The following is a 25,980-nucleotide window of genomic DNA, read 5'->3' as shown; positions in this document are numbered from 1 at the left end:
AAGGAAAGCACCCGTGCGGACTCATCCTCGCCAGCTCCGACACCGCGTACCGCTCGCCCTGCTGATCTGCGCCGGCACCGTCCTGACCGGCGTACCCGCAAACGCCGCGGCGGCCGCACCGGCGACCGGGAGCCGGTCGGCGGCTCTGCTCGCCGCCGACACCAGCCCGCCCACCCGGCCGACCGGCCTGCGCCGCACCCGGCTGACCTGCCAGTCCGTCACGCTCGCCTGGTACGCGTCCCGGGACAACGTCGGCGTCGCCTTCTACGACATCTACCACGACGGCCAGCTCGTCACCTCGGTCTCGGGACGGACGCTGACCGCCACGCTCAGTGTCGTGCAGGGTGTCACCTGGGGCTGGTACGTCAACGCCCGCGACGCCGCCGGCAACGTCTCGCAGGCCAGCTCCACGCTCTCGGTCACCCCGCCGTTCTGCCAGCAGGACACGTCTGCGCCCAGCACGCCGACCGACCTGGCCGCGACGGTGAACGGCACGGCCGTGACCCTCACCTGGTCGGCCTCCACCGACAACGTCGCGGTCACCGGCTACACCATCCTGCGCAACGGTACGGCGGTCGGCTCCACCACCGGCACCGCCGGCAACCCGCCGGCGACCACGTTCACCGACACCGGGCTGACGCCCGACACCGACTACCGGTACACCGTGACCGCCCGGGACGCCCAGGGCAACGTCTCCGGGGCGAGCGTCGCGGTCACCGCGCGCACCGGCTCGGGCTGCACGAACCCGGTCTGCGGCGCCACGACGGTCACCACCGAGAAGGACCTTCCCTGGGGCCTGGTGCAACTGCCCGACGGCACGGTCCTCTACGGCCGGCGCGACCTGTTCGACATCGTCGCCATGAACCCGGACGGCACCGACAAGCGCAGCATCGGCACCGTGCCGAACGTAGCAGGCACCAGCGGCGAGGGCGGCGTGCTCGGGCTGGCCGTCTCGGCCACCTTCGCCACCGACCGCTGGCTGTACATCTACCACACCACCACGACCGACAACCGGATCGTGCGCATCCGCTACGACGGCACGCTGCAGACCGACACCAGGCAGGTGCTTGTCACGGGAATCCCGCGCAACAAGTACCACAACGGCGGCCGACTGCGCTTCGGCCCCGACGGCAAGCTCTACGCCGCCACCGGCGACGGACAGGACCCGGACGTGGCCCAGGACACCAACAACCTGGGCGGCAAGGTGCTGCGGCTCAACCCCGACGGCAGCGTGCCGGCGGACAACCCCTTCGGCAACCACGTGTGGAGCTACGGGCACCGCAACCCGCAGGGACTCGCCTTCGACTCCCAGGGCCGGCTCTTCGAGCAGGAGTTCGGCAACAACGTCATGGACGAGACCAACATCATCGTCAAGGGCGGCAACTACGGCTGGCCCGCCTGCGAGGGCACTTCCGGCGACTGCGCCAACCCGAACTTCCGGGCCCCGATCCGGACGTACCCGGTGGCCGAGGCCTCGTGCAGCGGCATCGCGATCGTCCGGGACGTGCTCTACATCGCCTGCCTGCGCGGCAACCGGATGTACCGTGCGGAGATCAGCGGCAACACGCTCACCAACGTCCAGCAGTACTTCGTCGGGACGTACTTCCGGCTGCGCACCGTCGAACCGACCCTCGACGGCAACCTGTGGCTGACCACGAGCACCGGCGGGGACAAGGACAGCACCCCGAACAACAGCAACGAGAAGATCCTCAAGGTGACCCTCGGCGGGGCGGCGTCCGGCTCCACAATCTGAGGGCGGGCCGGGAATCCGGCACCGCCAGCCGTCGGAGGGTGCCCGCGCGACGCGGGCACCCTCCGAGCGGTCCGGGCCAGTACTGCAGCTGACCACCGCCGGAGTGTCGACGAGGTGGCAAGTCAGGTGACGCCGATGTTCAGGTAGAAGTGGCCGAGCTTGAGCGACAGAGAGGCGCCTCCGAAGTGGTGGATGACCAGGGCCAACAGGATGACGATCAAGATGCAGACGACGAGCCAGATCAGGGACCACACGAACCTCGGGATCCCGTAGCGACCGACGCGAGCCATTAGGCTCGCCCCCTCGGCGTCGGCGCTGCAGCAGGCGCCGCCACGCATGGCCTTGTCGGCTGTTGATAACTGCGCCCGACGCTAGCGGACGTCTCCATACCCCCTCCTTCATCGAGGTGTCCGCGAAACTTCCCTACCGAGGCTCGCGTCAAACTGGGACGGAGCAGTTGACCATCGGCCCGGCCGGGACCCGCCAGATCCGGTACCCGGGCTGGCAGCCGTCGACCGACACCCCCTGCCTAATTGGCGGTGACGGCAGAATTCCCCTCCAAGGCGGCGAGCCCGCGGCCGGCGGTGGCTCGAACGGCCCGGGGCCAGGTCCATGCGGCGCGCAGGATGAAGGCCAGGAGCAGCAGCTCGAGCCCGATGGAGAAGCCGTAGAAGTAGAGATAGGTCCAGGACTCGCCGTCCGCGTTGTACACCGTGACGGGGACGTAGAGCGTTGCCACGACGAGGTTGGTCGCGCGGTTGACGCGGGCGGGGAGGGTCGCGGAGAGCAGGATCATGAGGATCGGGACGGCCATGAGTGTGAGCGCGAGGGCGACGAAGGTCGGGCCCGTGTCGAACTCGTGCACGGCACCGGCCAGGATGCCGTTGATGAAGCCGGGCTTGTACAGGGCGAGGTAGTCGACGTAGATGTAGAGGAACATGAAGCTGGCCCAGGCCGCGGCGAGCTTCGCCTGGACCGGGATGCGCGCTTCCTGGAGCGCACCGGCTCGTCTGTCGGTTCTGGTCATCACGTCTCCTGTTTGCTGGCGTCAGCCGGGTCGGCTCACTCGATGTCTCCACCATGACCAGCGTTGGCAGGCGCCACATCCGCTTGCGGGCTCGGGCTGTCCTGGCCCCGGGCCCGGGAAACTCGCCGTACTTTCGGCTGATCCGCCCGAGGGGCGGCCCCCTTACGTTCTCCGGAAAGGGGGGAAGCATGCTTGCTGGGATCTGGGCTGAGCCTCGCCCCACAGGTGCGCCGGTGCGGGTGTGGCGGGACTGGGCGGTGTCCTCGGCTCTTGTCGTGATCTCGGTCGTCGAGCTGCTGCTGCGCGACGACAGGGCATGGGCGCCGCTGCTGGTCGGTGTCAGCCTCGTGGTCGCGGCGTGCCTGCTGTATCGACGCACGCGACCGCTGGCCGCGGTAACCGTTGCCTTCGGAACCGTTCTCGCCTTCGACCTCGCGAGGATCGCGGTCGTCGACGCCACCGGCCTGCTGGGCATCGCAGGACTGCTCGTGTTGCCCTACGCCCTGCTGCGCTGGGGGGCAGGTCGCGAGGCTGCCCTCGGACTCGGCGTCATCCTCATCTGGCTACCCGTCACCCTCGTCGCGGAGCCGACCTCACCCGCGGAGAAGGTCGCCGGTTACGGCTTCTTCCTGTGCTCGGCCGCGCTCGGAGCGGCAGTGCGCTACCGCACCAGAAGCCACGACCGCGACGTCGAGCAGATCCGGCTCCACCAGCGCAACGAACTCGCCCGCGAGCTGCACGACACGGTCGGCCATCACGTTTCGGCCATCGCCGTCCAGGCACAGGCAGGTCGCGCGCTGGCCGCCGCAGATCCGGAGCGCGCGCTGGCCACCCTGGTCACCATCGAGGAAGAGGCGTCCCGGACGCTCAGGGAGATGCGAGCCCTCGTGGGCGTGCTGCGCGACGGTACGGACGCCGATCTCGCCCCTCGGCGAGGAGTTGCGGACATCGAGCGACTCGCTCGTCCCGGCGGCGAGGTGCTGGGCGTCCGCGTGCAGGTCTCCGGTGACGCCGAGGCCGTTGAGCCGGCAGTCGGCACCGCCCTCTACCTGATCGCCGCCGAGGCGGTCACCAACGCGACCCGCCACGCCCGCGGCGCCACCGGAGTCACCGTCGACGTCACCGCATCCCGCGGCCAGGTGCATCTGCGGGTGCGCGATGACGGCGAGGCGACCACGACCAGTTCCCCGCACGCCGGCTACGGGCTGCGCGGCATGGCCGAGCGGGCGAGCCTGCTCGGCGGCACCCTCCGGGCGGGACCTGCCCCGGACGGCGGCTGGAGCGTCGACGCCTCGCTGCCTCGGACAGCGCTGACGTCATGACCATCCGCGTGCTTGTCGCTGACGACCAGGACATCGTCAGGGCAGGGCTCTGCATGATCCTGAACGCCCAACCGGGCATCGCCGTCGTCGGCGACGCCGCCGACGGCCGCCGGGCGATCTCCATGGCCCGTTCGCTGCGTCCCGATGTGTGCCTGCTGGACATCCGCATGCCCGAGGTCGACGGAATCGAAGCCACCCGCCAGCTCGCCGGGGCCGACGTCGCCGACCCTCTGGCCGTCGTCGTCATCACCACCTTCGACCTCGACGAGTACGTCTACGGCGCGCTCAAGGCGGGCGCGCGAGGCTTCCTCCTCAAGGACGCCGGCGCCGAGATGCTCGCCCAGGCCGTCCATGCCGCCGCCCGAGGCGACGCCCTGATCGCACCGAGCATCACCGCGAGGCTCCTGTCCTCCTTCGCGAACAGCCGCCCGCGCTCGGTGCCACCTGAACCTGTCGAGCCGCTGACCGCTCGCGAGGAACAGGTCCTGCTGGCTGCCGCTCGCGGGCGGACCAACAGCGAGATCGGCGACGAGCTGTCCATCAGCCTCAGCACCGTCAAGACCCACATCGCCGCCCTGATGCGCAAGCTCAACGCCCGCAACCGCGTCGAAATCGTGATGTGGGCCTACGAGACACGCCGCGTCGGCACCTGATCGGCACCCGAAGGCTCGAGTCGCGGAAACCAACGCCGACCACTTCGGTGTGAGCAGTTGGCGAGCCGGTCGGCTCAGGCTCGATGCGAGGTCAGAGGGCCTGGTGTGGCTCGTCTCGATCGGGCTCGGCTGGCACGGTTGCGGTACTTCGCTGCTGCGCTACCGGCATGAGGTGGCCGGTTTCCCTGGTCCAGCCGAGGAAGCGGCGGTGCAGCACGCCGGCCGGCGTCCAGGGCAAGTCCTCGGTGGCCTGGACGAGGTAGGCACCGAGGTAGAGGGCCAGCGACACCGGAGCGCCCGCGTACTCCGCCCGCAACTCCCGCTTCCGGGTGGGGCACGGCCAGGGCAGGTCGCAGCCGCCGCAGCTCCAGACCGGCATGACCGGGCCGTGGGTGGTCACCGCACACCCTCCAGGAACCGCGCCGTGATCGCCCGCGCCTGCCGGCTCGTCGCCCATTCCACCTGCCAACAGGGGTACGGAGTCAGCCGTGCCCACCACAGCCGGCAGCCCGTACACATGCCGTCGAGCCCTCGAACGTGTACCGCGAGGATCGCCTGTTCCTGCCCGCCGGTCACTGCTCGCCCTCCTGTGGCCAGTGGCCACGATTGATCGGTATCCGGTGCCGGGCGTGGCAGGGCAGGTCGGACCCACAGCGGCAGATGCGCCGCCAGAGCCGCCACGACCACACCGGCCGGTGCCTGCGAGCAAGAGTCAGCGCGGTGGCGGAAAGGTATTCGTCATACGAGACGCGCCGCTCTCGCGACATCGATGTGTCCCCGGCGCCGGCCGGGGCCTGTTGCCCGCCGCGCGCCTGGTCCAGCAACCGCCGCCGGGCGATGTCCTGCTCCATCATCTGGATGCGCTGCCCGACGCCGTACGCCGTCGGAATCGACGATAGGTACCGGCCTACGAGTCGCCGCAGGAGCCCGACAGGCACCGTCATCTTCTGGCCCTCCGTGATGAGGGCACGAAGGGCACCTGCTGATGTGCCTCGATCCGCGCCCGGTTCAGTGGGGTCCAGCGTCGCGCCGTGCGCGTCTACAATCCAGAAGGTGACTGTCCGCTAACCAGGTGTGCTGTCCGCTGTTGATCGCCCGCCCGGCGCGTACTCAACGCACAGTTCACGGAACATCGCGGCGTCGGGCACTCCGAGATCCTCAACCTTTGCCAGCAGTTCCGCAGCTCGCCACCAGTTCGACGGCACCACTCGGCCGGATGCCACAGCCTGCGCCCCGAGCGCAACCGCTTCCTCCGGCTGACCGGCGGCGACAAGGGCAAGTCCGAGGTCGAGACGCGCCGATGCCGAGCGGCGTGGCCGCGTTCCCCCATCGCCGTGCGGATCCAGATCGGCCAGTACGGCCCGAGCCACCTGCTCGGCGCCCGGGTCACCGGCCCATGCCAAAGTCGTGGCCGTGTAGGCGGCGGCCTTGGCAGGGTCGTAGCGATAGTGATGCTCGGCTCGCTCGGGTACGGGCAGATTCGCCGCCAATCGCTCTACCCGGTCCAGGGTTCGTCGGGTGGCAGCAACGTCTCCGATGCGAGCCCATGCACGGGCCTCCTGAGCAGTCGCCTGGATCCTGGCAGAGCTGCCCGAAGGCGCGACTCGTTGCGCCTGCCGGGAAAGATCGAGTGCTGAACGGTGGTCACCTTGCGTCAACACGTCCCAAGCCCGCGTCTCCAGACACCACGCCTGGATCTCGGGATGCTCAGCATGTTCAGCAAGGTCACGAGCAGCTCGCAGGTGAGCAGCCGCAGAATTCCGCTGCCGCAGGTCGATGTGAACCGTGGCCCTCAGCACCGCCAGCCAACCGCCGGCAACCAGCAGCCGCCGCTGTTGAGCAAGCGTTAACCGTCCGTCGAGCAGCCGCACCACATAGGAGAGGTGCCGCCGTACCAACGGCAAAAGATCCGCCGGGGCCATCGTCGGATAGGAGCTGGCGAGGTCGTCAACGCCCTGCTCGATCCGTTCGAGCGTGTCGTTGCTGACATCACTGGCGGCGACTCTCGCCCGCAACTCGCCTGCCTCGGCCGCATGGTCGATCGGCGCATCGACCAGCCGAGCAAGCACTCCCCCGGCGTCGAGGATACGGTCCAGGTGGCGGGCTGTGTCGACCGTCGGAGCTTTGAGCCCTGCCTCCAACTCGTGGAGATGGCTCTTACTCCGGTGAGCGAGTTGCCCGAGAGACCGAAGCGACAGGCCACGCCGCTCCCGAAACTCCCGCAGAGCTACCCCAAAGCGCGGATCGACGGACGAGGCCATAGCGCCGCTCCCAGCTCAAGAGGCCTGGCGAATCAGCAGGCCGCCACTCCATCGACGGTACCCCGACTCTTCCCACGTGGACGTCCCAGGCTGCTCGCTTCTCAGTGAAGTGGCCTTGGGCCCCGCCGCGCCCCCGGATCAAACAGTGATCTCTTCGGTGTGAACGTCCGTCTCGCTTGCCGTTGCGGTCCAGCGGCTGCCGTTTGTTGGTGCCACGTCCTGGCTGGTCACCAGCAGGGGCCGCCCAGTGACACATGGCGCTGAGCCTCTTGCTGACTTCTTGCTGACCTCAGAGGCGACAGGCTGCCTGGCCAGATGCCTGGGGGCGATCTGCTCGAAGCAGGACATTTCCGACCGTCGCCCGATGTCGTATGCCTCACCTATCGTAAGCGGGTGCGTACAAACGTGCTCCTCGTAGAGTTTGGCGTCGAGCTTGACCTATCCCGGGACGACCTAGGCCAGCCTGACCTTCCCGGACTGTGGGAGCGGCTCTACCGGCACTGCCGGCCGGGCATGCTCCAGTGCATCGACCCGGAGCACCCGGTGGGGGCGCCGCCTTGGCTGTACCTCCGCGTGAACGAAAACGGGACGCGTGAGGCACGGCACATCAGCGCCGAGGGCGAGCACCGTACGCCCGGCGAGAGCGACGAACACAAGGCGCTCAAGGAGAGGATCGCCCGTGCCGCCGAGTCTGGCGGATTCGAGGCTGTGGTCGAGCAGCGGCCGAAGCACCGCAGGCGACAGACCGACGTCCTGGTCCGCGGTGACGGGGTGCTCCTCGGCTGCGAGCCACAGCTCTCGCCGATCACCGCCGCGACGGTGCGACGCCGGTCGAAGGTGGCGACCGACGACGGCATCACGCCTATGTGGATGACGAACAGCCCGACGTCGAAGGTGATCGACCAGGCACCCTGGGCGCGGATCGATCGGAAGGTGTGGCATGAGTACCTGAACGACACCGAACTGCCGGTTCGCGGTGGTGTCCGGGGACTTGTTATCGAGGAGTGCTCCCGCATGGCCACCGTATGTCCAGATAAAAGAGCTGGGCGTCGTTGTTCGGGCTGGCACGGTTCCTGGACGGACGCCCGCGCACTGGAGCGCTTCGATGACCTGATTGTCAAGGCGGCCGCCCGTGAACTGGTGCCGGTCAACGTGCAGCGCACCGCTACCCGGTCGGTCTGGTTCTGGGTGCCGGCCTCTGACCTAGAAAAGATCGAGACCATCGGGCCCTTCGCAAGCGATGGGACGCTCAACGACATCATCCTTCGAGTCGACAGCCGGCCGAGGCTGCGTGATCAATCCTGCCGGTACGGGCAGGACAGCGGTCACCGGTTGCCACCCGCGGCCGCGCGGGATTCGGGGGAGCCGGTGAGCATTTCGCTCGCGGCACCGCCGGCCCCGCCGAAGATGATGTTCCTAAATTGGAGCGGTCGGCAGCACTGGGCTGCGCAGGCGTTGCCGTGCCGAATCTGCCGCAAGGCGACGAACATGCGGGATGAACAGGCCCGGCCGTGCCACAAGGCCTGCGCCGAGGAGGAACTCCGGTGGGGGTGAGCACTGTCCAGTCGCCCACCCCGGCCGCCCATCACAACGCCGCGTTGATCTGGTGGAGACCCTGCTGTGCGAGCTCGCGGACCTCTTCCCGGGCCGCATCAATCGCGAGGGGCATAAGGAAACCCTTGAGGGCAGCGAGCACCCGGCGGACCCGCCGTGCCTCCGGGTTCGGCTGCTGCACCTCGGCCAGCACCTCGTTCGCAGCCGCCTCGATATCCTGCTGGTCGTCCGGGTCCAAGCCGAAGGCCGGGATCTGATTCAGGAGTGTGGCGACGGCTTCCGCAAGCGGCTCGAACCCCGGCGCAACGGCCTGGTTAGTCTGGTTCTGCGTCACGTCACGGTTGCCCCACGCCCACTGTCCACCCTGAGCGTTCCCTTGGATCACCGGTCCGTGGTAGTTCGTCGGCCCATAGCCGCGCTGGTCCCGCAGGTATTGCGACACGTTGCCCTCCCAGTCGGTGACGCAGTCGATGCCCTCGCTCGTGATCCCGGCCCGCACCGGGCCGCGGAGCTGGTCGACGCTGACACCTTCAATCAGCCGCTTGTCGGAGAGGTACTCGGCGGCGTCCTGGATCTCGACGTCCGAGAAGCGCGTGCCTTCCCAGAGCGCCTCGTCGTCCTGGCCGAAGTCGCCGGTGATCGGCATGTGAACCTGAGCGACCCGCTGCCGGTAGAACCATCGCAGAAGGCCAGTCCGGCACGCCCCCGCGCGCAGCGCCGGGTCCGCGCGCCGACGCCGACGCTCTAGGACGTCGGCGATCCCGTACGACGTGAGGAGAGCGCATGGGTTGCCCATCCCCGATGCCTTGTCGTCCAGGAGGCCCTGGTCCCGACAGAACCGGAGCAGCGTGTAAGCACCGTCCCGATCCAGGCCCACGCCTTCGGCGAACTCCACGATCGGGATGTTCTCGGTGACGCTTCCATGTGCCTTCTCGTAGACCCAATCCACAAGTTGATCACGAAACGCGACAGAGTTGGCCATGGCTGATCTTCCAAACGCTCGGTGACAGTCCATCGGAGACCGTACGGGGCAGCACCGACAGATCCGCTGTCACCACTCGAACAGGAGCGCTTGTGTCGGTTGCAAGACACTAGGGCACGGCACAATCTTCCCAAAGGCGGCTATTTGCCTCGGCGGTATCGCGACGGGCCGGGCCTCGCATTGCACGCAGATGGCACGAAACCTTACTGTTACGGGGCGCACATGGGGAGGATGAATGCTCAACGTTCGGTACGTATATGCGGAGCACGACGTAAGTCAAGGGAAGTTTCGTCAGTACATCGCTGGCATGCTTGATCACGAGACGTGGCGGCCCGCTGCGCTTACCGCAGACCGCTCCTTCGCGCAAATGGCAGGCCTTCCGGACAGTGAGTCAATAGGGCCTCTGAACACACGCTATAGGAGAGGTTCCGGCGTTACCGGCAGGGGTACTGGCGACGTATTCTTCCGCCCAGGTGCGCTCGTGTTCATCACTAACGTCCGTGAACCTAGGCGCCCAGAGGACCGGTTCAATTACGAAATCATGGAGTCCTCTCCAGTCTTTGGTCGCGTCAGACTCCGCGAGGGCATATTAGTTGGAATCGTCTCTCGAGGAGACGTGGATATTGATGAGGCACTGCAGGGTTTTCTGCAAGCGTTCGAGAATCAGGCAGAGGCTCGGGTAGACGAGAAGCTCGAATTCGACTGGACTCCAATTGACCTCGACTCGCCCAGACTTGAAAAGCTTCTAGAGAAGTTGAATACGGACACCGCCGCTGCCCGCTTTTCTACACCCGACTTGAACGACGAGGCGCTAAGGGGTGCGAGTGTCCTTAGTGGTAAGCCTAACCGGGAGTTGTTAAGAGAGCTGAGCGAGGCTGGCTTCGGAAGAGTGGCCGACATTCTTGCGAGGAGGGGGGACAAGAAGGAAGAGGTCCAGTCGGCCCTCGCCGAGTTAGCTCAAGCGGGACTAACTCACGCCGAGGTCCTGCTCGTTTGCAAAGCCACTTCGGCACCTCTTGCTCGCTTTTCAGAGGCCGAAGAAGTCAAATCGGAGCCCATCGCATCTGTGCGGTGCGGGAAATGCCCTAGGACCTACTCCCAGGAGCTTGTTAGCGAAGGCTACAGCGTCTCCCCGCTCGGACGATCGCTCGCACAGGGGTCTCACTGGATGACAGTGTGGGTAACGAGTCGGCTTGTGGATCTCGGTATACCGCTGACATCGATCGTCTGGAATCTCGAAGATTCAGGCGAGGAAGTCGACATCATCATCGAGTTCATGGGCAAACTCTGGATCTTCGAACTAAAAGACCGGGAGTTTGGCCCAGGGGATGCGCATCCGTTCAACTATCGCCGGGTCCGATACGGTGCCGACGAAGCGTTTGTCATAACCACCGACAAGGTGTCGGCCGACGCAAGACGGGTATTCGGTGATCTCGCTTCCGGTCGCGCCGGCACCACGACCCCTATTATAATCGAGGGCCTAGAGAACGTGGAAAAGGAAATCCGCAAGCGCCTCGAAGCCGCATATCTCATACGGGCACTCGAAGCTCTGGTAATGCCAAGTCTAATGGTGGGATACAAGCTCGATGCGGTAGCGGCAGAGTGGCTGCCCAGTAATTCAATTCCCAGTAGCGTTGCTCGGCGCGTGAGCGAGATGTACTACTACTACTAGGATCGTGTCTCCATAAACCTCTTGTCTCGTTTCCGATGCTTGACCGTCTGCGCTTGGAACCGAAAGCGGCGTGGAAAGGGTGCGCATGGCCAGATGGTGGGAGGTTGCCCTACCAATTGCTGGAACTCTCGGCGGGACGATAGCGGGTGCTTTGCTTCAAGGGTGGAATGCTGGAAGGCAGGCACGGAGCCAGGCGACCTATCAGCTGCGGATGCTCGTCGCTGGGGAAAAGGTCAAACTTTACGTCGAAGTCCTTGGGCTCGTGCGCGCTGCGCAACTCGCCTATGACTCGATGCTGCTACTAAGGGAGCGGATGGCTTCCTCGGAACACCCGGACCAAGCCGAAATAGAGGGGGTTGCGAGGGAGTTTCAGGAGATCTCGGAAGAATTGCAGCGCGGCTTATTGGATCTGCGGAACGTGGAGGACCGTATGCAAGCCTATGCGCCGCCTCGCCTCTATGAGGCTTTCAACCGCCTGGACAATTTCGGCTTGCATGGTCCGGCCCCATTCGATGAGATCCGAGATTTGATTCGGGTCGACCTGGGCGTCGCGACCGAGATCTTGCGGTCGAGGTCGCTCTTCCGGCGCCGCCGCCGTAAGCCCTCACTCGTCGGGGTGCGAAACGAAGCTGCCGAGGCCTTGTAGCTGTAAGCAGCGCCGAAGCTCCACCAACGAGGCCGATGTCATCCCGTCTGCCGCCGACCCACACTCCGTGGAGCGGGCCAGGGCCAGGGTGACAAGGTGGAGCGCCCTACTGGACGTACGACCTTGTCACCCTGGCCCTGGTCTGCTCGGGTTGCCTGGGTCGGTGGCGGACGGGATGGCATCCCACCTCACCACCCACCTACCCGGAACCGTCGGCAACTCCATCCTGGAGTCGTCTGGCCCCCGCCGGAGGCGTTTCTAACCGTGCCCTATCCCTGACCTCTCACCCCTCCCACCGCCTCCACCCTTCCTGGGCCTCAGCGGCCTCGCACGGACCGTTCGGCAATCCGGATCCTCGTGTGGTGGCCTCGGCCTTCCTGTGGGTCTCTGGACCGTCGAGAACGTTGAGATCGTGTCCGCCTTGGCCCTGGTCATCTCCGGGACTCGTCTCCGGGGTCATTGACTGACCCCGGGGTGACGCGCGGGGCGGGGCGTGGGTTTCGGGCCGGGCTGACTTTCCGCCCCGGCGCCGTAGGCGGCCGGGGCGGCGGCTCCGCAGGAGCCGTTTGCCGCGCCCCGGCCCGCGCCGCGCGGAGCGCCTTGATCTAGTACAGACGAATTCGGCAACAGCTCGCTACTGCGCGCTACTGCGCTGCTGCGAAGAACGAAGCGGAGGTCATCGACCGCCCAGTAGTAGCCGCAGCTTCGTAGCCGCTGTCCACAGCGCATCGGAGCCTGGGACGGTTCTGAAGCGGCGGGAACTGGCGTCGGCGAGGCGGCCGAGCTGACCTGCTGGCATGACTGCAGATGCGCCGGCTTACGCCTTGGCGAAGGGTTCGCTGACCAGCCGCTGACGCTGCTGCTGTACGGCAGCAGAAAGGCCACCTCCCGAAGCCGGGAAGTGGCCTTTGACCTGCGTGGGCGATACTGGGATCGAACCAGTGACCTCTTCGGTGTGAACGAAGCGCTCTCCCGCTGAGCTAATCGCCCTCAGCGCGCATGACTCTACCCGATCACCCGCCCGGACCAAAAACCGGGCCTCAGTGCGTCGCGAGGTAGTGCAGCGCCTCCGCCACCACGTCGATGCCGAAGCTGTACTTGAGCGAGAGCCACACCACCACGGACACGAACGCGAGCCCGACCGCCCCGAGCACGAACCGCACACCCAGCGACCGCATCTTCACCCAGCGCGTCCAGGAGTTGACGTGCCGGCGGGTGAACGCGAGCAGCCGTCGCGCCCAGTGGAACTCGACCGCCCAGACGCCGAGGCCGGCGATGACCAGCAGCCAGCCGGGCCCGGGCAGCGGGATCAGCGCGATACCGACTGTGACGACGATGGCGCCGAGGATGCCGATGAAGATCTTCAGGGCGACGCGGCCGGTGGGGTTGGCGCGGATCAGGTCGAGCGTGGTGTGCAGGCGCAGCCGCCAGCCCCTTCGCCGCCGGCGCTGCTCCATGAGAGCGCCTTGCGACCGCCCTTCCACCGGCACCTCGTACCCCCGACTTTCGGCTGCTCGGGCCGCACCTTTCGGCGATTCGGCCGTGGTCCGCGACGTCACCGAGGAGCCCCTCGTGACCATTTCCACCCCCAGTGTCGCGCGGGACCGTCACCCCTGCTCACGACTGGACGTTACCGGAGTAAGTCGACGACTGAACCACCCGTTGCCGGGCGGAACGACGGAGTGGGCGGAACCGGAAATTCTACGCGGGGCCACGCGGTCCCGGGGGCTTTCGGAACCCCTTCCCACCACTGGGTGAAGTCAGCGTATGGCGGAGCGTAGCCAGGAGCAGCACCTGAGTATGGGAAAAGCGGGACACGCGCGTTCCGCAGCGGTGCCGGGGGGAGAACGTCCATGAGTGTCATCCGACCGACGACCGTAGAGGTCGAGACGTCGCTAAGGCTCGTCGCGCCTGACGCCACCGCCTTGCCGGTGCGTGCCAGTCTGCGTTACGACCCTGCTGACCCGTATGCGGTCCATGTCCTGTTCCATGCCGAGTCCGCCGGCGGCGAGGCGGTGAGCTGGTCGTTCGCTCGCGAACTGCTGGTCACCGGCCTCGACGAGCCAGCCGGCATCGGTGATGTGCGGGTCTGGCCGTGGGCCACCCCGCGCGGCGACTTCGTCGCGCTGGCGCTGTCGTCGCCGGACGGCAACGCCCTGTTCGAGGTTCCGCGCAGCGTGCTGGTGCGCTTCCTGCGCCGGACCTACGTCGTCGTCCCGCGCGGCCGCGAGGCCGAGCACCTGGACGTCGACACCGCGGTGAACCGGCTGCTGGCCGGTCGCTGACACGGCGACACCCGGGGCCGCGCGGATCTGCCGAGTCCGCGCGGCCCCGGGCCGTCTCCAACCGGGGGTACGCGTCAGCCGCGCGTGGTGATCCCGCCGTCGACCGGGATGACCGCTCCGGTCAGGTACGCGCCGGCGCGGGACGCCAGGTAGATCGCCGTGCCCGCCATGTCCTCGGGGCGGCCGATCCGGCCCAGCGGCACCTGCTGCTCGATGGCCGCGCGCGACTCGGGGTCGTCCAGCGCGAACGCCATCATCTTGCTCTCGAACGGTCCGGGCGCGATCGCGTTGACGGTGATCTGCTCGCCGGCGAGCTGGTGCGCGAGACCGCGGGTGAGCATGTGCACCGCTGCCTTGGTGGCCGAGTACGCGTACACCTCCATCCACGGCACCCGGATGCCGTCGATCGACCCGATGTTGATCACGCGGGCCGGGTCGTCGGCGCCGGCCGCGGCGCGCAGTTGCGGCAGCAGCGCGGTGGTCAGCCGGAAGACGGCCTTGACGTTGACCGCCCAGAGCTTGTCGAAGGCGCCCTCCGGGTACTCCTCCAGTGGCGCGCCCCAGGTGGCGCCCGCGTTGTTGACGAGCACGTGCAGCCGGTCGTGGCGCTCCCGCACGGCCTCGGCGAGCGCCAGCGCGCCCGCGTCGCTGCCCAGGTCGGCCGGGATCGCCTCGCAGTGCCCCTCGGCGGACAGTTCCTTGGCGACCGACTCGCACACGTCGGCCTTGCGCGACGAGATGATCACCTTGGCGCCGGCCCGGACGAAGCCGCGCGCGATCATCAGCCCGATCCCGCGTGAGCCGCCGGTGACCAGGACCGTCTTGCCGTCGACCGAGAACAGATCCGTCATGCCCATCCCATCGCCGTCGCCCGGCCGCGGGCCGGTCGGCCGGGGCCGCGTCGGCCGGGTGCGCGACGCACACCGGCCCGGGGTCTTACCGATCGGTAACCTAACCGTCCGGCTCGGGTGCCGACAAGAGCGGCTCGAGCGGGTGAAACCGTCGAGATGCAACGTGCGGGCGCTCCGGTTACCGTCGGGATGATGGTCACTACCGGTCAGCCCTCCCCGGCCACCCGCACCGGCCTGCCGGAGCTCCGCCCCGGCACCGACGAGATCGTCACCGGTGTGCTCGGCGACCTCGCTGCCGAGCCCGGCTGGCCCCGCCCGGTCCTGCTCGACCGTGATCTGCTGATCCTGGTCACCCACGGGCACGGCACCGCCGAGCTGGACTTCCGTCCGGTCCCCTGCCGTCCGGGCACGCTGCTGCGCGCCCGTCCCGGCCAGGCGCTGCGGTTCGTCGGCGCGCAGCTCGACGCGACTGTGGTGAGCTGGCGGCCGGACGCGCTGCGCGGCCTCGACGTCGACCCGGACGCGGTGCCGGCCCACCGCCAGCTCGCCGGTGAGGACGAGGACGCGGTGATCAGCGAGGTGAGCCAACTCGCCGTGGACGCCGAGCGGCACGCGCTGGTGCCGGCCGCCGCGGCGCTGCTGCGCCACCAGCTCGCCGTCCTGCTGCTGCGGCTGAGCCTGCTGCCGCACCCGCGCGACGGCGCGACGCCCCGGGCCGAGACGGAGACGTTCCGGCGGCTGTGCCGCGAGGTGGAACGCGGCTACCGGCACACCCGCCGGGTGGAGGACTACGCCGCCCAGCTCGGCTGTTCGGTGCGTACCCTGACCCGGGCCTGCCTGGCGGTGACCGGCCGCAGCGCCAAGCAGGTGATCGACGAGCGGGTGGCGTTGCAGGCGTGCCGGCTGCTCGCCGCCACCGACGAGTCGATCGCCGCGATCGGCCGGGAGCTGGGTTTTCCCGAGCCGACGAACTTCGGTCGCTTCTTCACCCGGGAGGTCGGGGTGAGCCCGGGGACGTTCCGGGCCGAGCGGGAACGCCCGTTGCCAGTCCGTCTGGTGCGACCCCGGCCGCCCGCCGACTCCCCCGTACCCGGCGGCCAGGCATGATGGCACTGTGCAGATCTCCGCGCGCGGCGACTACGCGGTCCGGGCAGCCCTGAGCCTGGCCACCGCGTACCCGACCCTGCTGTCCACCCAGGCCATCGCGGCGGAGCAGGACATGCCGCGCAAGTTCCTCGAGGCGGTCCTGGCGGACCTGCGCCGGGCCGGGGTCGTCCGGGCCCAGCGCGGCGCCGAGGGCGGCTACACGCTGGCCCGGCCGCCGCGGGAGATCACCATCGGGCACGTGTTGCGCGCCGTCGACGGTCCGCTCGCCGGGGTACGCGGGCTGCGCCCCGAGGAGACGCGGTACGAGGGGGCGGCGGAGAACCTGCCCCGGCTCTGGGTGGCGGTACGTGCCTCGGTGCGCCGGGTGGTCGACGAGGTGAGCCTGGACGAGCTGGTCAGCGGCCGGCTACCGGCCCACGTACGGAAGCTGACCGCGCAGCCGGACGCGTGGGAGCCCCGCTGACTCACAGCGTGCCGACCACCTCCTCGTAGGGCAGGCGCGGCAGCCGTTCCCGCCAGGCGTCCGGTGCCGGGCGGCCGATGTTCATCAGCAGCAGTACCCGGTGCCGGCCGCCGGGGAAGAACTCCCGTTCCGCGCCTGCGGCGTCGAACCCGGCCATCGGTCCGGCGGCCAGCCCGGCGGCGCGTACGCCGACCAGCAGGTAGCCGATCTGGAGCGCGGCGTTGAACCGGGCCTGTGCCTCCCGGCCGGCCGGGTCGCCGGTGAACCAGTCGCGGGCGCCGGGGCGGTGCGGGAACAGCTCGGGCAGCCGGTCGTGCCAGTCCACGTCGGCGGCGAGCACAGCGGTCAGCGGCGCGGTGGCCGTCTTGTCCCGGTTGCCGGCGCTGACGTACGGCAGCAGCCGCGCCCGGGCCGCCGCGGAGCGCAGCAGCAGCACCCGCAGCGGCTGGGCGTTCATCGCGGTCGGGCCGTACCGGATCAGGTCGTGGATGGCGCGGACGTGCTCGTCGGCGACCGGCTCGTCGGTGAACGCGTTGGCCGTGCGGGCCGCCCGGAACAGCAGGTCCTGGGCGGCCCGGTCGAGCGCGATCAGCTCCTCGGCGGCGGTGGTCACCACGCCTCGGGCCAGTCGCCGAGCGTGGTGGTGTAGGTGCCCCGGTGGTGCAGCAGCGGGTCGCCGTCCTCGCCCGCGCCGAGCGCGAGCGGCTCACCGAGCAGGATGGTGTGGTCACCGGCTTCGATCCGGCGCACCACGCGGCACAGCAGCACGGCGAGCGCGTCGCCGATCAGCGGCACCCCGAACGGCCCGGTGGTCCAGCCCGGGTGGGCGCTGAACCGGTCGATGCCGCTGGTGGCGAAGATCTGGGCGATCTCCTGCTGGCCGGAGGCGAGCAGGTGCACCGCGACGTGCTCGGCCTGCTCGACTGTGGGCCAGCTCGACGACGCGTGGCCCAGGCAGACCGAGACCAGCGGCGGGTCGAGCGACACCGACGTGAACGAGGTGGCGGTGAAGCCGGCCGGCGGCAGGTCCGGCCGCATCCGGTTGCCGCGCAGGCCGGGCGTGGTGACCACGGTGACGGTGGACGCCTGGCGGCGCAGCAGGCCGCGGAACGAGTCGACGTCGACCGGGCGCAGCTCGACGGTGGTGGCGCCGGGCCGGTCCACGGTGGTCACGACGCCACCAGCTCACGACGTGACGGTGCATGCACGTGGTCCACGAGAGCCTCCAGTCCAGGGGTAGCAGCGGCGGCGCTGTGTTCTCTCTCGGTACCCCCGGATGAGGGAAGCGATGCGGGGCGACCCGGCACTCATGCTGCCGACCACTCACGGCGCCGGTCAACGCCCTTCCAGTCAGTGAGACTTTCATCGCTGGCTTTGTTACGGCACGCATCCACCAGCATTTACTACTCCTTAACACCTACCCGTTGGATAGAGATTTTGCCGGGCGCCGGTCCCACCGTCCAGAGCGGATCGGGCAGGGTTTCGCGAATCGTCGATCCGGGCATGTTCGATGCCGCGAAGGCATGCAGACGACTGCAGAGGCAGGGAGACGAAGGAGGCACCCCCGATGGGCGTCCAGTTCCGCAAGCGTAAGAAGTACGGGCCGCTGATCCTCCACTTCACCCAGAACGGCTTCTCGTCGTGGAGCATCAAGATCGGCCGCTGGTCCTGGAACTCGAACACCCGCGCCCACCGCGTGGATCTTCCGGGGCCGCTGTCCTGGAAGCAGGACAAGGCCTGACCTTCCAGGCGACGAGCGGGGTGCCGGCGATTCGCCGGCACCCCGCTCGTCGCTTGCGGACCGGGATCGCGGTTCCGCCCGTCACGGCGTTGCGGTGGCCGGAGAATCGCGGCATGGCGGACCTGTTGCTGCGGCGGATACGACGGCGGGCCGTGGCGGCCTGCCTGCTCATGCTCGTCGGCTACTTCCTGGTGCCGGTCGAGGCCGACCCGAACGGCCTGCGGCTGGTCCTGCGCTCGGCCGGCACGCTGGTCCTGGTGGCAGTGATCGCGTTCCTGGTCACCGGTCAGGTCCGCCGCCAGCTCGTCAAGGACCAGCCGACCGGCCGGGACGAGGACCGGGCGCTGACCCGGCTCGCGGTCGCGCTGATCGCCGGGCTGCTGGTCTTCGCGCTCGGCGACTACGTGGTGGCGAACACCCGGCCCGGCGAGTTCGTCGGCCTGCGCACCCGGGTGGACGCGCTCTACTTCGCGCTCGCGACGCTCACCACTGTCGGCTACGGCGACGTGCACGCCCAGGGGCAGATCGCCCGGGTGGCGGTGTGCGCGCAGATGGTGTTCAGCATCGGGGTGGTCGCGACCGGGGCGTCGATAGTGGTCAAGCAGATGACCCAGCGTTCTCCACGGCGCTGATCGTCACGTCCCCGCCGAGCCGGCCGTGCTCCGGGTCGCGCGTCACCGCGCCCGAGGCGAGCAGCGAGGCCAGCGCCCGGTTGGCGTCGGCGGCCCGGTAGACGGTCGCTGTGGTGGCGAAGCGGCGCAGATCGGTGACCGTCTGCGGGCCGGAGCGGGCCAGTTCGGCCAGCAGTTCCCGGCGCAGCGGGCCGGGTTCGGGGTCGAGCGAGATGTCGAGCAGCCGGCCCTGCGGGTCGGCCGGGTCGCGGTAGCGCACGCCGGCGTACTCGTCGACCGCCCAGAGCGCCTCCTTGACCGCCTCCAGCCCGCGGTCGGAGCCGGTGCCGTAGCCGAGCAGCCGCGCCGGGCCGTCCCCGTCGGGCACCAGCTCGACCTCGGTGACGAGCGGGAACCCGGCGCCGCTGAGCGCCGGGCGCAGCGACCGGCCGGGCGTGGTGACGAGCAGCAGCTCGGCCGGGCGCCCGGACGCGGCGGCGGCCAGCAGGGCCGGATCCGGGTCGGCGCCGTCGGCCACGACGAGCAGCGGAGCGCCGGCCGCACCGGCGGCCTTGAGCGCCACCGGCAGCCGGTCCGGGCCGCCGGGCACCAGGTGCACGGCGACGTCGGCGGGCAGGGTGGCCTCGACGGCGCCGAGGCGTACCGGCAGGTCGGTGCCGTCGTCGGCGACCACCAGCACGGTCAGCCGCCGTCCGCGCAGCCGGTCGGCGAACTCGGCCACCACCCGCAGCGCGTCCTCCGCGCCGGTGGCGTCACCTCCGGCGTACGCGAGCGCGAGCGTGGCCCGCCGCGCCCGGTGCAGCGCGGCGGGGAGCCAGTGGTCGAGCTGGCGGACGAGCAGCTCGCGCAGGACGGCGTCGGTCGGCATGGTGCCGTTTCTACCGCACGGCGCGGCGGGCCCGGCCGCGAACCCCGCTCAGACCGGCACGGAGATGCCCACGCCGCCGCGGGTCTGCCCGCCGTAGCGCTGCCGCTCGCGGTCGAGGTCGAGCCGCCCGATGCGGGTACGCGCGGCGAGCGCGGCGTCGTCGAGCAGGTCGGCCGGGACGATCCAGACGATCTCGAACTCCAGCCCGTCCGGGTCGCGGCCGTAGAGGCTCTTGGTGGTGCCGTGGTCGGACGCGCCGACCAGCGCTCCGGCGGCGGAGAGCCGTTCGGCGGTGGCGGCCAGCTCGTCGAGCGTGTCCAGCTCCCAGGCCAGGTGGTAGAGGCCGACGGTGGCCCGGCCGGCCTGGGACGCCCCGGCCGCCGCGCCGATCTCGAACAGGCCGAGGTCGTGGTCGTTGGTGGAGTCGGGCGCCTGGAGGAAGGCGGCGCCGCGGAAGCCCTCGGGCGTCATCGGCACCCGGCGGAAGCCCAGCACGTCGCCGTAGAAGGCGACGCTGCGTTCCAGGTCACTGACGTAGAGGACGGCGTGGTTGAGTCGGTGGATGCCCATGTCACCGACCGTACCCCGGTTTTGTTGAGCGTTCAACTATCGACGGTATGATGGGCGTCATGACCCGGTGGCTGGACCCCGACGAGCAGCGGACCTGGCGGGCCTTCCTGACCGCCTCCCGAGGGCTGATGGAGACGCTCGACCGCGAGCTGCAACGCGACGCGGGCATGCCGCACGCGTACTACGAGATCCTGGTCCGCCTCTCCGAGGCCCCCGACCGGCGGCTGCGGATGAGCGAGCTGGCCGAGCTGACCGGCTCGTCGCGCAGCCGGCTATCGCACGCCGCCGCCCGGCTGGAGGCGTCCGGGTGGATCCGCCGGGAGGACTGCCCCACCGACCGGCGCGGGCAGGTCGCCGTGCTCACCGACGAGGGCTTCGCCACCCTGGCCGCCGCCGCGCCCGGCCACGTCGAGGGGGTACGCCGGCACCTGTTCGACGCGCTCAGCCCGGCCCAGGTCGACCAGCTCCGCCGGATCAGCGAGACACTCGCCGACCACCTGACGGATTCGGGACCAAACTGATCCACTCCGGGTCTTGTACATACCGTCGCCGGACGAGCACGATGGGGCGTGTCCTCCGGCTTCGCTGACCTGACCGTCCAGGCGCACCATCTGGTGTCCGAAGGCGACCTCGACGGCGCGCACCGGCTGCTCGCCGACGCGCTCAGCGACGCCGATCCCCGACCCGGCAACGCCTCCCCCGAGCTGGCCGAGGCGGCCGGGCTCCAGGCCAAGGTGCTCGTCGCGCTCGGCGAGCCGCACTCCGCCCGCGGCTGGGCCGCGTTCGCGTACGCGGCCGCCACCCGGCTGTACGGCCGCTCCGACGAGCGCACCGTCACCGCCGCCGCGACGCTCGCCGCGGTGCTGCACCGGGTCGGCAGCGACGCCCGGGCCGCCCGGCTCTACTCCGACGTCATCATCGAGCTGACCGCCCGCAACGGCCCGGAGTCGCAGCAGGTGCTGGCCGCGCACGCCGATCTGGCCACCGTGGAGTACGCGCGCGGCCAGTGCGAGGTGGCCCGCGACCGGTTGCAGGACGCCTGGGAGCTGCACCGCGAGGTGTACGGCGACGGCCACCCCAGCGGCATCAAGATGCTGGCGAAGCTCGGCGCGATGGAACGCGACTGCGGCCGGTACGCCGACTCGCACGAGCATCTGACGCTCGCCGAGGAGCTGTGCCGCCTGCACCTGGACTTCGACGACCCGCTCGCCGCCCAGGTGGCGGCGCTCGCCCGCGCCGCCGCCGACCCGGACCACGTCTGCCCCGCCCCCGCCCCCGCTCCCGAGCCGCCGCCCGCGCGGACCACGCCTGTGGTGCCCGCCGCCCGGGTCCCCCCGCCCGCCGAAGGGCCGCACGACCTGCCGCCCTACAGTCCGCCCGCGCTCGACGAACCGGTCGAGACGCCGCTCTACCACCCGCCCGGACGCGCCGCCGAGACCGCGCACGTACCGACACCGCGTACCGCACCGGAGGCCGACGGGCTCGACGACTACCCGTGGCCGCCCGACGAGCCGGCCGAGCAACCGTGGCGACCGGGCGCGGACCCGCTGCCGCCCACTGTGGTCGGGCTCGCCGACGACCAGCCCGACGGGGTACGCCGCGTGCCGCCGCCACCGCCCGAGCCGCCGTCGCGCTACCTGCCGGTGCACGTGCCCCGGCCACCCGCGGCCGAGCGGCGCGCCCGTCCCTGGCTGCCGCTCGTGGTGCTCGGCGTGGCGGTGGCGCTGCTGCTCGGCACCATCGCGGTGATCGCCGGCGTGTCCCGGGTCGACGACGGCCGCGGCACCCCGCCGCCGACCTCCAGCGCGCCGCCACCGACCTCCGCCGCTCCCGCGCCGTCCACTCCCGCCGCCGCCGAGCCCGGTACGCCACCCGGACGACTCACCCTCACCGACCGGCGCGACAGCATCGTGCTGAGCTGGACGTACCCGGCCGGCGCGGAAGGACCGGTGGTGGTCGCCGGGGGCCGGGCCGGGCAGCCGCAGGGCACGTTCGCGACGCTGCCCGCCGGGTCGGCCGACTACATCGCCTACGGGCTCGACCGCACCACCGACTACTGCTTCACCGTGGCGCTCGTCTGGTCCACCGACAGCGTCGCCCGCACCGGGCCGGTCTGCACGAAACGCCGCTGACCGCTCACTCCGGCTCGGGCTCGGCCAGCGCGGGCAGCCGTACCGTCGCGCGCAGCCCCGGCGCGGCCGCGCCGGGCGTCGCGTCGGCCAGCTCCACCGTGCCGCCGGCCCGGCGCACCAGCTCGCGCACGATGGCCAGGCCCAGGCCGGCGCCGCCCGCGTCGCGGGCCCGCGCGTCGTCGAGCCGGGTGAACCGGGCGAACACCCGCTCCCGGTCCGCCGCCGGGACGCCCGGCCCGTCGTCGGTCACCGTGACCAGGTGGTACGCACCGTCCGGCCCGCTCACCGCCAGTTCCACACCGGTGTACGCGTGCCGCAGCGCGTTGTCCACCAGGTTCACCAGCACCCGGCGCAGCTCCCCCGCGTCCCCCTCGACCCACCGGGGCGCGTCGGGCGGCGTCAGGCGCAGCGGCGGCGACGGGTAGCGGGCGGCCACCGTACGCAGCAGCTCCCCCAGCTCCACCGGGCCGACCGGGGACGGCCGGGCGTCCTGCTCGTCGAGGCGAGCAAGCAGCAACAGGTCGTCCACCAGGCGGCTCAGCCGCTCGGTGTCGGCGAGCAGGTCGTCGGCGACCGCCGGCCAGTCCGTGTCGTCGCCGAGACGCCGGGCCACCTCCAGCTCGGTACGCATGTTCGTCAGCGGGCTGCGCAGCTCGTGCGCGGCGTCGGCGACGAACGCCCGCTGCCGGTCCCGGGACGCCGCCAGCCGGTCCAGCATGTCGTTGAGCGTGACCGCGAGCCGGTGGATCTCGTCCTGCCCCGCCGGTACGGGAAGCCGCTCCGCCCCGGCCCGGCCGGTGATCTCGGCGGCGCCGCTGCGCAGCTGTTCGACCGGCCGGAGCGTCGCGCCCACCACCCGCCAGGCCACCACGCCGAGCCCCGCCACCAGCAGCGGGAAGCCGACGAGCAGCAGGTTGCGGACCACGTGCAGGCTGTGCCGCACGTCGGTGAGCGACTTGGCCACGAGCACCGTCCGCGGCTCCTGCGGTGTGCCGGCCGGCACCGTGACCACCCGGACCGGGCCGGGCATGCCGGCGCGCCGCCCGTCCACCACCAGCCGCTGCCGCTGCCCGGGACGCAGCTCGTCCGGGCCGAGCATCGGCACCAGGCGGTCCGCGTCGATCGAAGCGGCCCGGATCCGGCCCTGCGCGTCGACCACCTGCACCCGCAACTGCCCGCCCGCGACCGGCAGCGGGTCCGGCAGCGCGTCCTCGGCGGTCAGCAGCGCGACCGCGTCGGCGGTGCGCAGCGCCTCCTCGTCGACCGAGCGTTGCAGCGTCCAGCCCAGCGCGCCGAGCAGCAGCGCCCCGCCGAACGCGAACCCGACCACGAGGCCCAGCACGCCCAGCGCGAGCAGCCGGGCCCGCAGGCCCAGTCGCGGCAGCGGGCCACGTATCCACCGGCTCATGTGGCCAGCCGGTAACCGGCGCCGCGTACCGTCTCCAGCCGCTCCCGGCCGATCTTGCGGCGCAGGTAGCCGACGTAGACCTCCACCGCGTTCGGCGCGGTGTCGACAGAGGCGTCCCAGACGTGGTCCAGCAGCTCGGTCTTGGAGACCACCTCGCCGGGGCGGCGCATCAGGTAGTCCAGCAGCGCGTACTCCCGGCTGGTCAGCACCACCTCGGTGTCGGCCCGGGTGACCCGGCGGCGGGCCGGGTCCAGGCGCAGGTCGCCGACGGTGAGCACGGTCGGCCGCCGGGGCGCGCCACGGCGCAGCAGCGCCCGCAGGCGGGCCAGCAGCACCACGTACGAGAAGGGCTTGGTGAGGTAGTCGTCGGCGCCGCAGTCCAGGCCGTCGGCCTGGTCGTACTCGCCGTCCTTGGCCGACAGCATCAGCACCGGCAGCCAGCGCTGCTCGGCGCGCAGGCGGCGCACCACCTCGTAGCCGGACAGGCCCGGCAGCATCACGTCGAGGATCATCGCGTCGTACTCGCCGTGCCGGGCCGCGTCCAGCCCCTCCGGGCCGGTGGCAGCCACGTCGACCACGAAACCCTCCGCCGACAGGCCCCGGCGCAGCGCCGCCGCGAGCCGCGTCTCGTCCTCCACCACCAGCAACCGCACCGGTCCAGGGTGCCACCACGGGCTCGCCCGTAGGGGATCTCCTCAGCGTGGTCACAGCGACGGTCGCGCAGCATGGAGCGCAGGAGGTGCACACTATGTCAGTGATGAAGAACCGCGCCGTGCTGCGCTGGCTGGTCCCGGTGACCGCGGGGGTCGCCGTGATCGGCGGTGGCGCCGCCGTCGGCACGTTCGCCGCCGGCGCCGACCCGGCGCTGCCGCCGCGCAGCGCCGCCCAGCTCCTGGAAGACCTGCGCACGTCCCGCCTGGACGGGCTCTCCGGCACCGTGGTGCAGCGCGCCGACCTGGGCCTGCCGCCGATCGCCGCGCTCGCCGGCCAGGCCACCGGCAACGACCTGGCCGGCCTGGTCTCCGGTACGCACACGCTGCGCGTCTGGTACGGCGGCGAGGACCGGCAGCGGCTCGCGCTCGTCGACACGCTCGGCGAGCAGGACATCGTGCGCAACGGGCGGGACGTCTGGACCTGGAACAGCCGGGAGAACACCGCCACCCACCGGACGTTGCCGGCCGACGCGCCGGACCGGGCCACCGTGCCGGCCACCCCGGCCGACGCCGCGGACCGGGCGCTGGAGGCGATCGACCCGACCACTGCGGTCACCGTCGGCCGCACCGCCACAGTCGCCGGGCGGGACGCGTACGAGCTGGTGCTCACGCCGCGCGACAAGGCGTCCCTGGTCCACCAGGTCCGGATCGCGCTGGACGCGAAGGAGCACGTGCCGCTGCGCCTGCAGGTGCTCGCCGACGGGCAGGACGAGCCGGCGTTCCAGGTGGCGTTCACCCAGGTCGACTTCCGCACGCCGGAGGCCGACCAGTTCCGGTTCAACCCGCCGCCCGGCGTGAAGGTCACCGAGGCGACCGAGGGCGAGCGGCCCGGACCGGCGGGCAAGCGGTTCGAGAAGAAGGACGCCGAGAAGCCGGACGTCCGTACCGTCGGCACCGGCTGGACCACGGTGGTGGTCGCCAAGATCGGCGACGCGTCGACCGGCGGCGGCGCGAAGCCCGGCGCGGACGCGCCGGATGCCCAGATGCTGGCCGGCGTGCTCGGTGACCTGCCGAAGGTCAGCGGCGACTGGGGCAGCGGCCGGCTGCTCAGCGGCAAGCTGTTCAGCGTGCTGCTGACCGACGACGGCCGGGTGATCGCCGGTCTGGTCACGCCGGAGCGGCTCTACGAGGCGGCAAAGGGCTGAGAATCGCCGTGCCCGGGGCTCGGTCGGCTGACGCCGGCCGGGCCCCGAGTCGTGTCCGGGCTTGGTCGGGTGGCTGCCGACGCGCTATCTTTCTCAGTTCAGGCACAAAAAAGGAATGGCTTCTGAATGCCATTCCTGCGGCAATTCTAGTCAATGAGGAGCCGGATTGTCAACGCACTCCGACGTGTCGGCTGA

General features: G+C 70.4%; 28 protein-coding genes and 1 tRNA gene. 14 read left to right on the top strand and 15 right to left on the bottom strand.

The annotated features are described in order from the left end of the window. The first annotated feature begins 13 nt into the window (after positions 1–13). On the top strand, positions 14–1,753 hold the full coding sequence (locus tag OC439_RS02845) for a PQQ-dependent sugar dehydrogenase (protein WP_262012046.1): 1,740 nt from the start codon (positions 14–16) through the stop codon (positions 1,751–1,753). A gap of 122 nt (positions 1,754–1,875) precedes the next feature. On the opposite strand, the gene OC439_RS02840 is transcribed toward OC439_RS02845, so the two are convergent. Further along, positions 1,876–2,091, bottom strand: a complete 216-nt coding sequence (locus OC439_RS02840) for a hypothetical protein (protein ID WP_262012045.1) — start codon at positions 2,089–2,091, stop codon at positions 1,876–1,878. Between the two features lie 191 nt (positions 2,092–2,282). Next, the gene (locus OC439_RS02835; RefSeq protein ID WP_262012044.1) at positions 2,283–2,780 is read right to left on the bottom strand and encodes a DUF6326 family protein; all 498 of its coding nucleotides are present in this window, start codon (positions 2,778–2,780) and stop codon (positions 2,283–2,285) included. A 275-nt stretch (positions 2,781–3,055) separates the two neighbouring features. Here OC439_RS02835 and OC439_RS02830 point away from each other — a divergent pair, with 275 nt between their 5' ends. Then, positions 3,056–4,102 carry a sensor histidine kinase gene (locus tag OC439_RS02830; RefSeq protein WP_262012043.1) on the top strand — a complete coding sequence of 349 codons (1,047 nt, stop codon included), beginning with the start codon at positions 3,056–3,058 and terminating at the stop codon, positions 4,100–4,102. After that, entirely contained in the window at positions 4,099–4,755 is a 657-nt protein-coding gene (locus OC439_RS02825; RefSeq protein WP_262012042.1) for a response regulator, read from the top strand. The genes OC439_RS02830 and OC439_RS02825 overlap by 4 nt, the downstream gene beginning before the upstream one ends. Positions 4,756–4,846: 91 nt before the next feature. Here OC439_RS02825 and OC439_RS02820 read toward each other — a convergent pair whose 3' ends face one another. The 3 genes from OC439_RS02820 to OC439_RS02810 form a co-directional block, all read right to left on the bottom strand. Beyond that, positions 4,847–5,155, bottom strand: coding sequence for a hypothetical protein (locus tag OC439_RS02820; RefSeq protein ID WP_262012041.1), 309 nt, complete (start codon positions 5,153–5,155; stop codon positions 4,847–4,849). After that, positions 5,152–5,490, bottom strand: coding sequence for a hypothetical protein (locus OC439_RS30245; RefSeq protein ID WP_315985906.1), 339 nt, complete (start codon positions 5,488–5,490; stop codon positions 5,152–5,154). Before OC439_RS30245 ends, OC439_RS02820 begins: the two co-directional genes overlap by 4 nt. Positions 5,491–5,819: 329 nt before the next feature. Beyond that, positions 5,820–7,016 carry a helix-turn-helix domain-containing protein gene (locus tag OC439_RS02810; protein WP_262012039.1) on the bottom strand — a complete coding sequence of 399 codons (1,197 nt, stop codon included), beginning with the start codon at positions 7,014–7,016 and terminating at the stop codon, positions 5,820–5,822. Between the two features lie 393 nt (positions 7,017–7,409). Between OC439_RS02810 and OC439_RS02805 the strand changes: the two genes are divergently transcribed. Next, on the top strand, positions 7,410–8,570 hold the full coding sequence (locus tag OC439_RS02805; RefSeq protein WP_262012038.1) for a hypothetical protein: 1,161 nt from the start codon (positions 7,410–7,412) through the stop codon (positions 8,568–8,570). A 31-nt stretch (positions 8,571–8,601) separates the two neighbouring features. Here the strand turns inward: OC439_RS02805 and OC439_RS02800 are convergent, their stop codons facing one another. After that, positions 8,602–9,552 carry a hypothetical protein gene (locus OC439_RS02800; protein WP_262012037.1) on the bottom strand — a complete coding sequence of 317 codons (951 nt, stop codon included), beginning with the start codon at positions 9,550–9,552 and terminating at the stop codon, positions 8,602–8,604. Between the two features lie 235 nt (positions 9,553–9,787). Here OC439_RS02800 and OC439_RS02795 point away from each other — a divergent pair, with 235 nt between their 5' ends. Then, positions 9,788–11,224: a hypothetical protein gene (locus tag OC439_RS02795; RefSeq protein WP_262012036.1), complete on the top strand. Its 1,437-nt coding sequence runs from the start codon at positions 9,788–9,790 to the stop codon at positions 11,222–11,224. A gap of 211 nt (positions 11,225–11,435) precedes the next feature. Further along, complete coding sequence (locus OC439_RS02790) at positions 11,436–11,870, top strand: hypothetical protein (RefSeq protein WP_262012035.1); 435 nt, start codon at positions 11,436–11,438, stop codon at positions 11,868–11,870. 918 nt (positions 11,871–12,788) lie between these two features. Here the strand turns inward: OC439_RS02790 and OC439_RS02785 are convergent. After that, positions 12,789–12,860 (bottom strand) — tRNA-Val (locus OC439_RS02785). 50 nt (positions 12,861–12,910) lie between these two features. Further along, complete coding sequence (locus tag OC439_RS02780; RefSeq protein WP_262012034.1) at positions 12,911–13,450, bottom strand: TIGR02611 family protein; 540 nt, start codon at positions 13,448–13,450, stop codon at positions 12,911–12,913. Positions 13,451–13,723: 273 nt separating this feature from the next. On the opposite strand from OC439_RS02780, the gene OC439_RS02775 reads away from it, so the two are divergent. After that, the gene (locus tag OC439_RS02775) at positions 13,724–14,155 is read left to right on the top strand and encodes an SsgA family sporulation/cell division regulator (protein ID WP_007457244.1); all 432 of its coding nucleotides are present in this window, start codon (positions 13,724–13,726) and stop codon (positions 14,153–14,155) included. A 74-nt stretch (positions 14,156–14,229) separates the two neighbouring features. Here the strand turns inward: OC439_RS02775 and OC439_RS02770 are convergent, their stop codons facing one another. Next, positions 14,230–15,006, bottom strand: a complete 777-nt coding sequence (locus OC439_RS02770; protein ID WP_091427952.1) for a glucose 1-dehydrogenase — start codon at positions 15,004–15,006, stop codon at positions 14,230–14,232. A gap of 189 nt (positions 15,007–15,195) precedes the next feature. Here OC439_RS02770 and OC439_RS02765 point away from each other — a divergent pair, with 189 nt between their 5' ends. Further along, positions 15,196–16,113 (top strand): helix-turn-helix transcriptional regulator, encoded by a 918-nt coding sequence (locus tag OC439_RS02765; protein ID WP_194802603.1) that lies wholly within the window; start codon positions 15,196–15,198, stop codon positions 16,111–16,113. Positions 16,114–16,120: 7 nt separating this feature from the next. Then, a complete protein-coding gene (locus OC439_RS02760; protein ID WP_013284925.1) occupies positions 16,121–16,576 on the top strand; it encodes an RrF2 family transcriptional regulator in 456 nt (151 codons plus the stop codon). Between the two features lies 1 nt (position 16,577). Here the strand turns inward: OC439_RS02760 and OC439_RS02755 are convergent, their stop codons facing one another. Then, positions 16,578–17,189 (bottom strand): malonic semialdehyde reductase, encoded by a 612-nt coding sequence (locus OC439_RS02755; protein WP_262012033.1) that lies wholly within the window; start codon positions 17,187–17,189, stop codon positions 16,578–16,580. Further along, positions 17,186–17,749, bottom strand: coding sequence for a flavin reductase family protein (locus OC439_RS02750; protein ID WP_194802601.1), 564 nt, complete (start codon positions 17,747–17,749; stop codon positions 17,186–17,188). Before OC439_RS02750 ends, OC439_RS02755 begins: the two co-directional genes overlap by 4 nt. A gap of 394 nt (positions 17,750–18,143) precedes the next feature. Between OC439_RS02750 and OC439_RS02745 the strand changes: the two genes are divergently transcribed. Together OC439_RS02745 and OC439_RS02740 are read left to right on the top strand one after the other, a co-directional pair. Further along, positions 18,144–18,317 (top strand): DUF4236 domain-containing protein, encoded by a 174-nt coding sequence (locus OC439_RS02745; RefSeq protein ID WP_064498970.1) that lies wholly within the window; start codon positions 18,144–18,146, stop codon positions 18,315–18,317. Between the two features lie 113 nt (positions 18,318–18,430). Then, positions 18,431–18,949 (top strand): potassium channel family protein, encoded by a 519-nt coding sequence (locus OC439_RS02740; RefSeq protein ID WP_262012032.1) that lies wholly within the window; start codon positions 18,431–18,433, stop codon positions 18,947–18,949. On the opposite strand, the gene OC439_RS02735 is transcribed toward OC439_RS02740, so the two are convergent. After that, complete coding sequence (locus OC439_RS02735; protein WP_262012031.1) at positions 18,915–19,817, bottom strand: hypothetical protein; 903 nt, start codon at positions 19,815–19,817, stop codon at positions 18,915–18,917. The two genes, OC439_RS02740 and OC439_RS02735, sit on opposite strands and share 35 nt — an antisense overlap. 48 nt (positions 19,818–19,865) lie before the next feature. Beyond that, positions 19,866–20,387 carry a VOC family protein gene (locus OC439_RS02730; protein WP_120570912.1) on the bottom strand — a complete coding sequence of 174 codons (522 nt, stop codon included), beginning with the start codon at positions 20,385–20,387 and terminating at the stop codon, positions 19,866–19,868. A 50-nt stretch (positions 20,388–20,437) separates the two neighbouring features. On the opposite strand from OC439_RS02730, the gene OC439_RS02725 reads away from it, so the two are divergent. Both OC439_RS02725 and OC439_RS02720 read left to right on the top strand, forming a co-directional pair. After that, on the top strand, positions 20,438–20,908 hold the full coding sequence (locus OC439_RS02725) for a MarR family winged helix-turn-helix transcriptional regulator (RefSeq protein ID WP_262012030.1): 471 nt from the start codon (positions 20,438–20,440) through the stop codon (positions 20,906–20,908). 48 nt (positions 20,909–20,956) lie between these two features. After that, the gene (locus OC439_RS02720; RefSeq protein WP_262012029.1) at positions 20,957–22,519 is read left to right on the top strand and encodes a tetratricopeptide repeat protein; all 1,563 of its coding nucleotides are present in this window, start codon (positions 20,957–20,959) and stop codon (positions 22,517–22,519) included. A 4-nt stretch (positions 22,520–22,523) separates the two neighbouring features. Here OC439_RS02720 and OC439_RS02715 read toward each other — a convergent pair whose 3' ends face one another. Together OC439_RS02715 and OC439_RS02710 are read right to left on the bottom strand one after the other, a co-directional pair. Then, on the bottom strand, positions 22,524–23,927 hold the full coding sequence (locus tag OC439_RS02715) for a sensor histidine kinase (RefSeq protein ID WP_262012028.1): 1,404 nt from the start codon (positions 23,925–23,927) through the stop codon (positions 22,524–22,526). Then, entirely contained in the window at positions 23,924–24,580 is a 657-nt protein-coding gene (locus tag OC439_RS02710; RefSeq protein ID WP_262012027.1) for a response regulator transcription factor, read from the bottom strand. Before OC439_RS02710 ends, OC439_RS02715 begins: the two co-directional genes overlap by 4 nt. Before the next feature lie 95 nt (positions 24,581–24,675). On the opposite strand from OC439_RS02710, the gene OC439_RS02705 reads away from it, so the two are divergent. Continuing rightward, positions 24,676–25,785: a LolA family protein gene (locus OC439_RS02705; RefSeq protein WP_262012026.1), complete on the top strand. Its 1,110-nt coding sequence runs from the start codon at positions 24,676–24,678 to the stop codon at positions 25,783–25,785. Positions 25,786–25,980 lie beyond the last annotated feature (195 nt).

The sequence above is a fragment of the Micromonospora sp. Mcm103 genome, from assembly GCF_024519755.1.
In the GTDB taxonomy this organism is placed as follows: Bacteria; Actinomycetota; Actinomycetes; order Mycobacteriales; family Micromonosporaceae; genus Micromonospora; species Micromonospora aurantiaca.
Note: the sequence above shows the minus strand (reverse complement) of the source record. Positions and strands in the feature narration are given on the sequence as shown.

Excerpts from the sequence above, each read along its gene's own strand:
- OC439_RS02840 (WP_262012045.1), bottom strand. The coding sequence starts at position 2,091 with ATGCGTGGCGGCGCCTGCTGCAGCGCCGACGCCGAGGGGGCGAGCCTA.
- OC439_RS02835 (WP_262012044.1), bottom strand. The coding sequence starts at position 2,780 with ATGACCAGAACCGACAGACGAGCCGGTGCGCTCCAGGAAGCGCGCATC.
- OC439_RS02825 (WP_262012042.1), top strand. The coding sequence starts at position 4,099 with ATGACCATCCGCGTGCTTGTCGCTGACGACCAGGACATCGTCAGGGCA.
- OC439_RS02810 (WP_262012039.1), bottom strand. The coding sequence starts at position 7,016 with ATGGCCTCGTCCGTCGATCCGCGCTTTGGGGTAGCTCTGCGGGAGTTT.
- OC439_RS02800 (WP_262012037.1), bottom strand. The coding sequence starts at position 9,552 with ATGGCCAACTCTGTCGCGTTTCGTGATCAACTTGTGGATTGGGTCTAC.
- OC439_RS02795 (WP_262012036.1), top strand. The coding sequence starts at position 9,788 with ATGCTCAACGTTCGGTACGTATATGCGGAGCACGACGTAAGTCAAGGG.
- OC439_RS02790 (WP_262012035.1), top strand. The coding sequence starts at position 11,436 with ATGCTCGTCGCTGGGGAAAAGGTCAAACTTTACGTCGAAGTCCTTGGG.
- OC439_RS02780 (WP_262012034.1), bottom strand. The coding sequence starts at position 13,450 with ATGGTCACGAGGGGCTCCTCGGTGACGTCGCGGACCACGGCCGAATCG.
- OC439_RS02775 (WP_007457244.1), top strand. The coding sequence starts at position 13,724 with ATGAGTGTCATCCGACCGACGACCGTAGAGGTCGAGACGTCGCTAAGG.
- OC439_RS02770 (WP_091427952.1), bottom strand. The coding sequence starts at position 15,006 with ATGACGGATCTGTTCTCGGTCGACGGCAAGACGGTCCTGGTCACCGGC.
- OC439_RS02765 (WP_194802603.1), top strand. The coding sequence starts at position 15,196 with ATGATGGTCACTACCGGTCAGCCCTCCCCGGCCACCCGCACCGGCCTG.
- OC439_RS02745 (WP_064498970.1), top strand. The coding sequence starts at position 18,144 with ATGGGCGTCCAGTTCCGCAAGCGTAAGAAGTACGGGCCGCTGATCCTC.
- OC439_RS02740 (WP_262012032.1), top strand. The coding sequence starts at position 18,431 with ATGGCGGACCTGTTGCTGCGGCGGATACGACGGCGGGCCGTGGCGGCC.
- OC439_RS02735 (WP_262012031.1), bottom strand. The coding sequence starts at position 19,817 with ATGCCGACCGACGCCGTCCTGCGCGAGCTGCTCGTCCGCCAGCTCGAC.
- OC439_RS02730 (WP_120570912.1), bottom strand. The coding sequence starts at position 20,387 with ATGGGCATCCACCGACTCAACCACGCCGTCCTCTACGTCAGTGACCTG.
- OC439_RS02725 (WP_262012030.1), top strand. The coding sequence starts at position 20,438 with ATGGGCGTCATGACCCGGTGGCTGGACCCCGACGAGCAGCGGACCTGG.
- OC439_RS02715 (WP_262012028.1), bottom strand. The coding sequence starts at position 23,927 with ATGAGCCGGTGGATACGTGGCCCGCTGCCGCGACTGGGCCTGCGGGCC.
- OC439_RS02705 (WP_262012026.1), top strand. The coding sequence starts at position 24,676 with ATGTCAGTGATGAAGAACCGCGCCGTGCTGCGCTGGCTGGTCCCGGTG.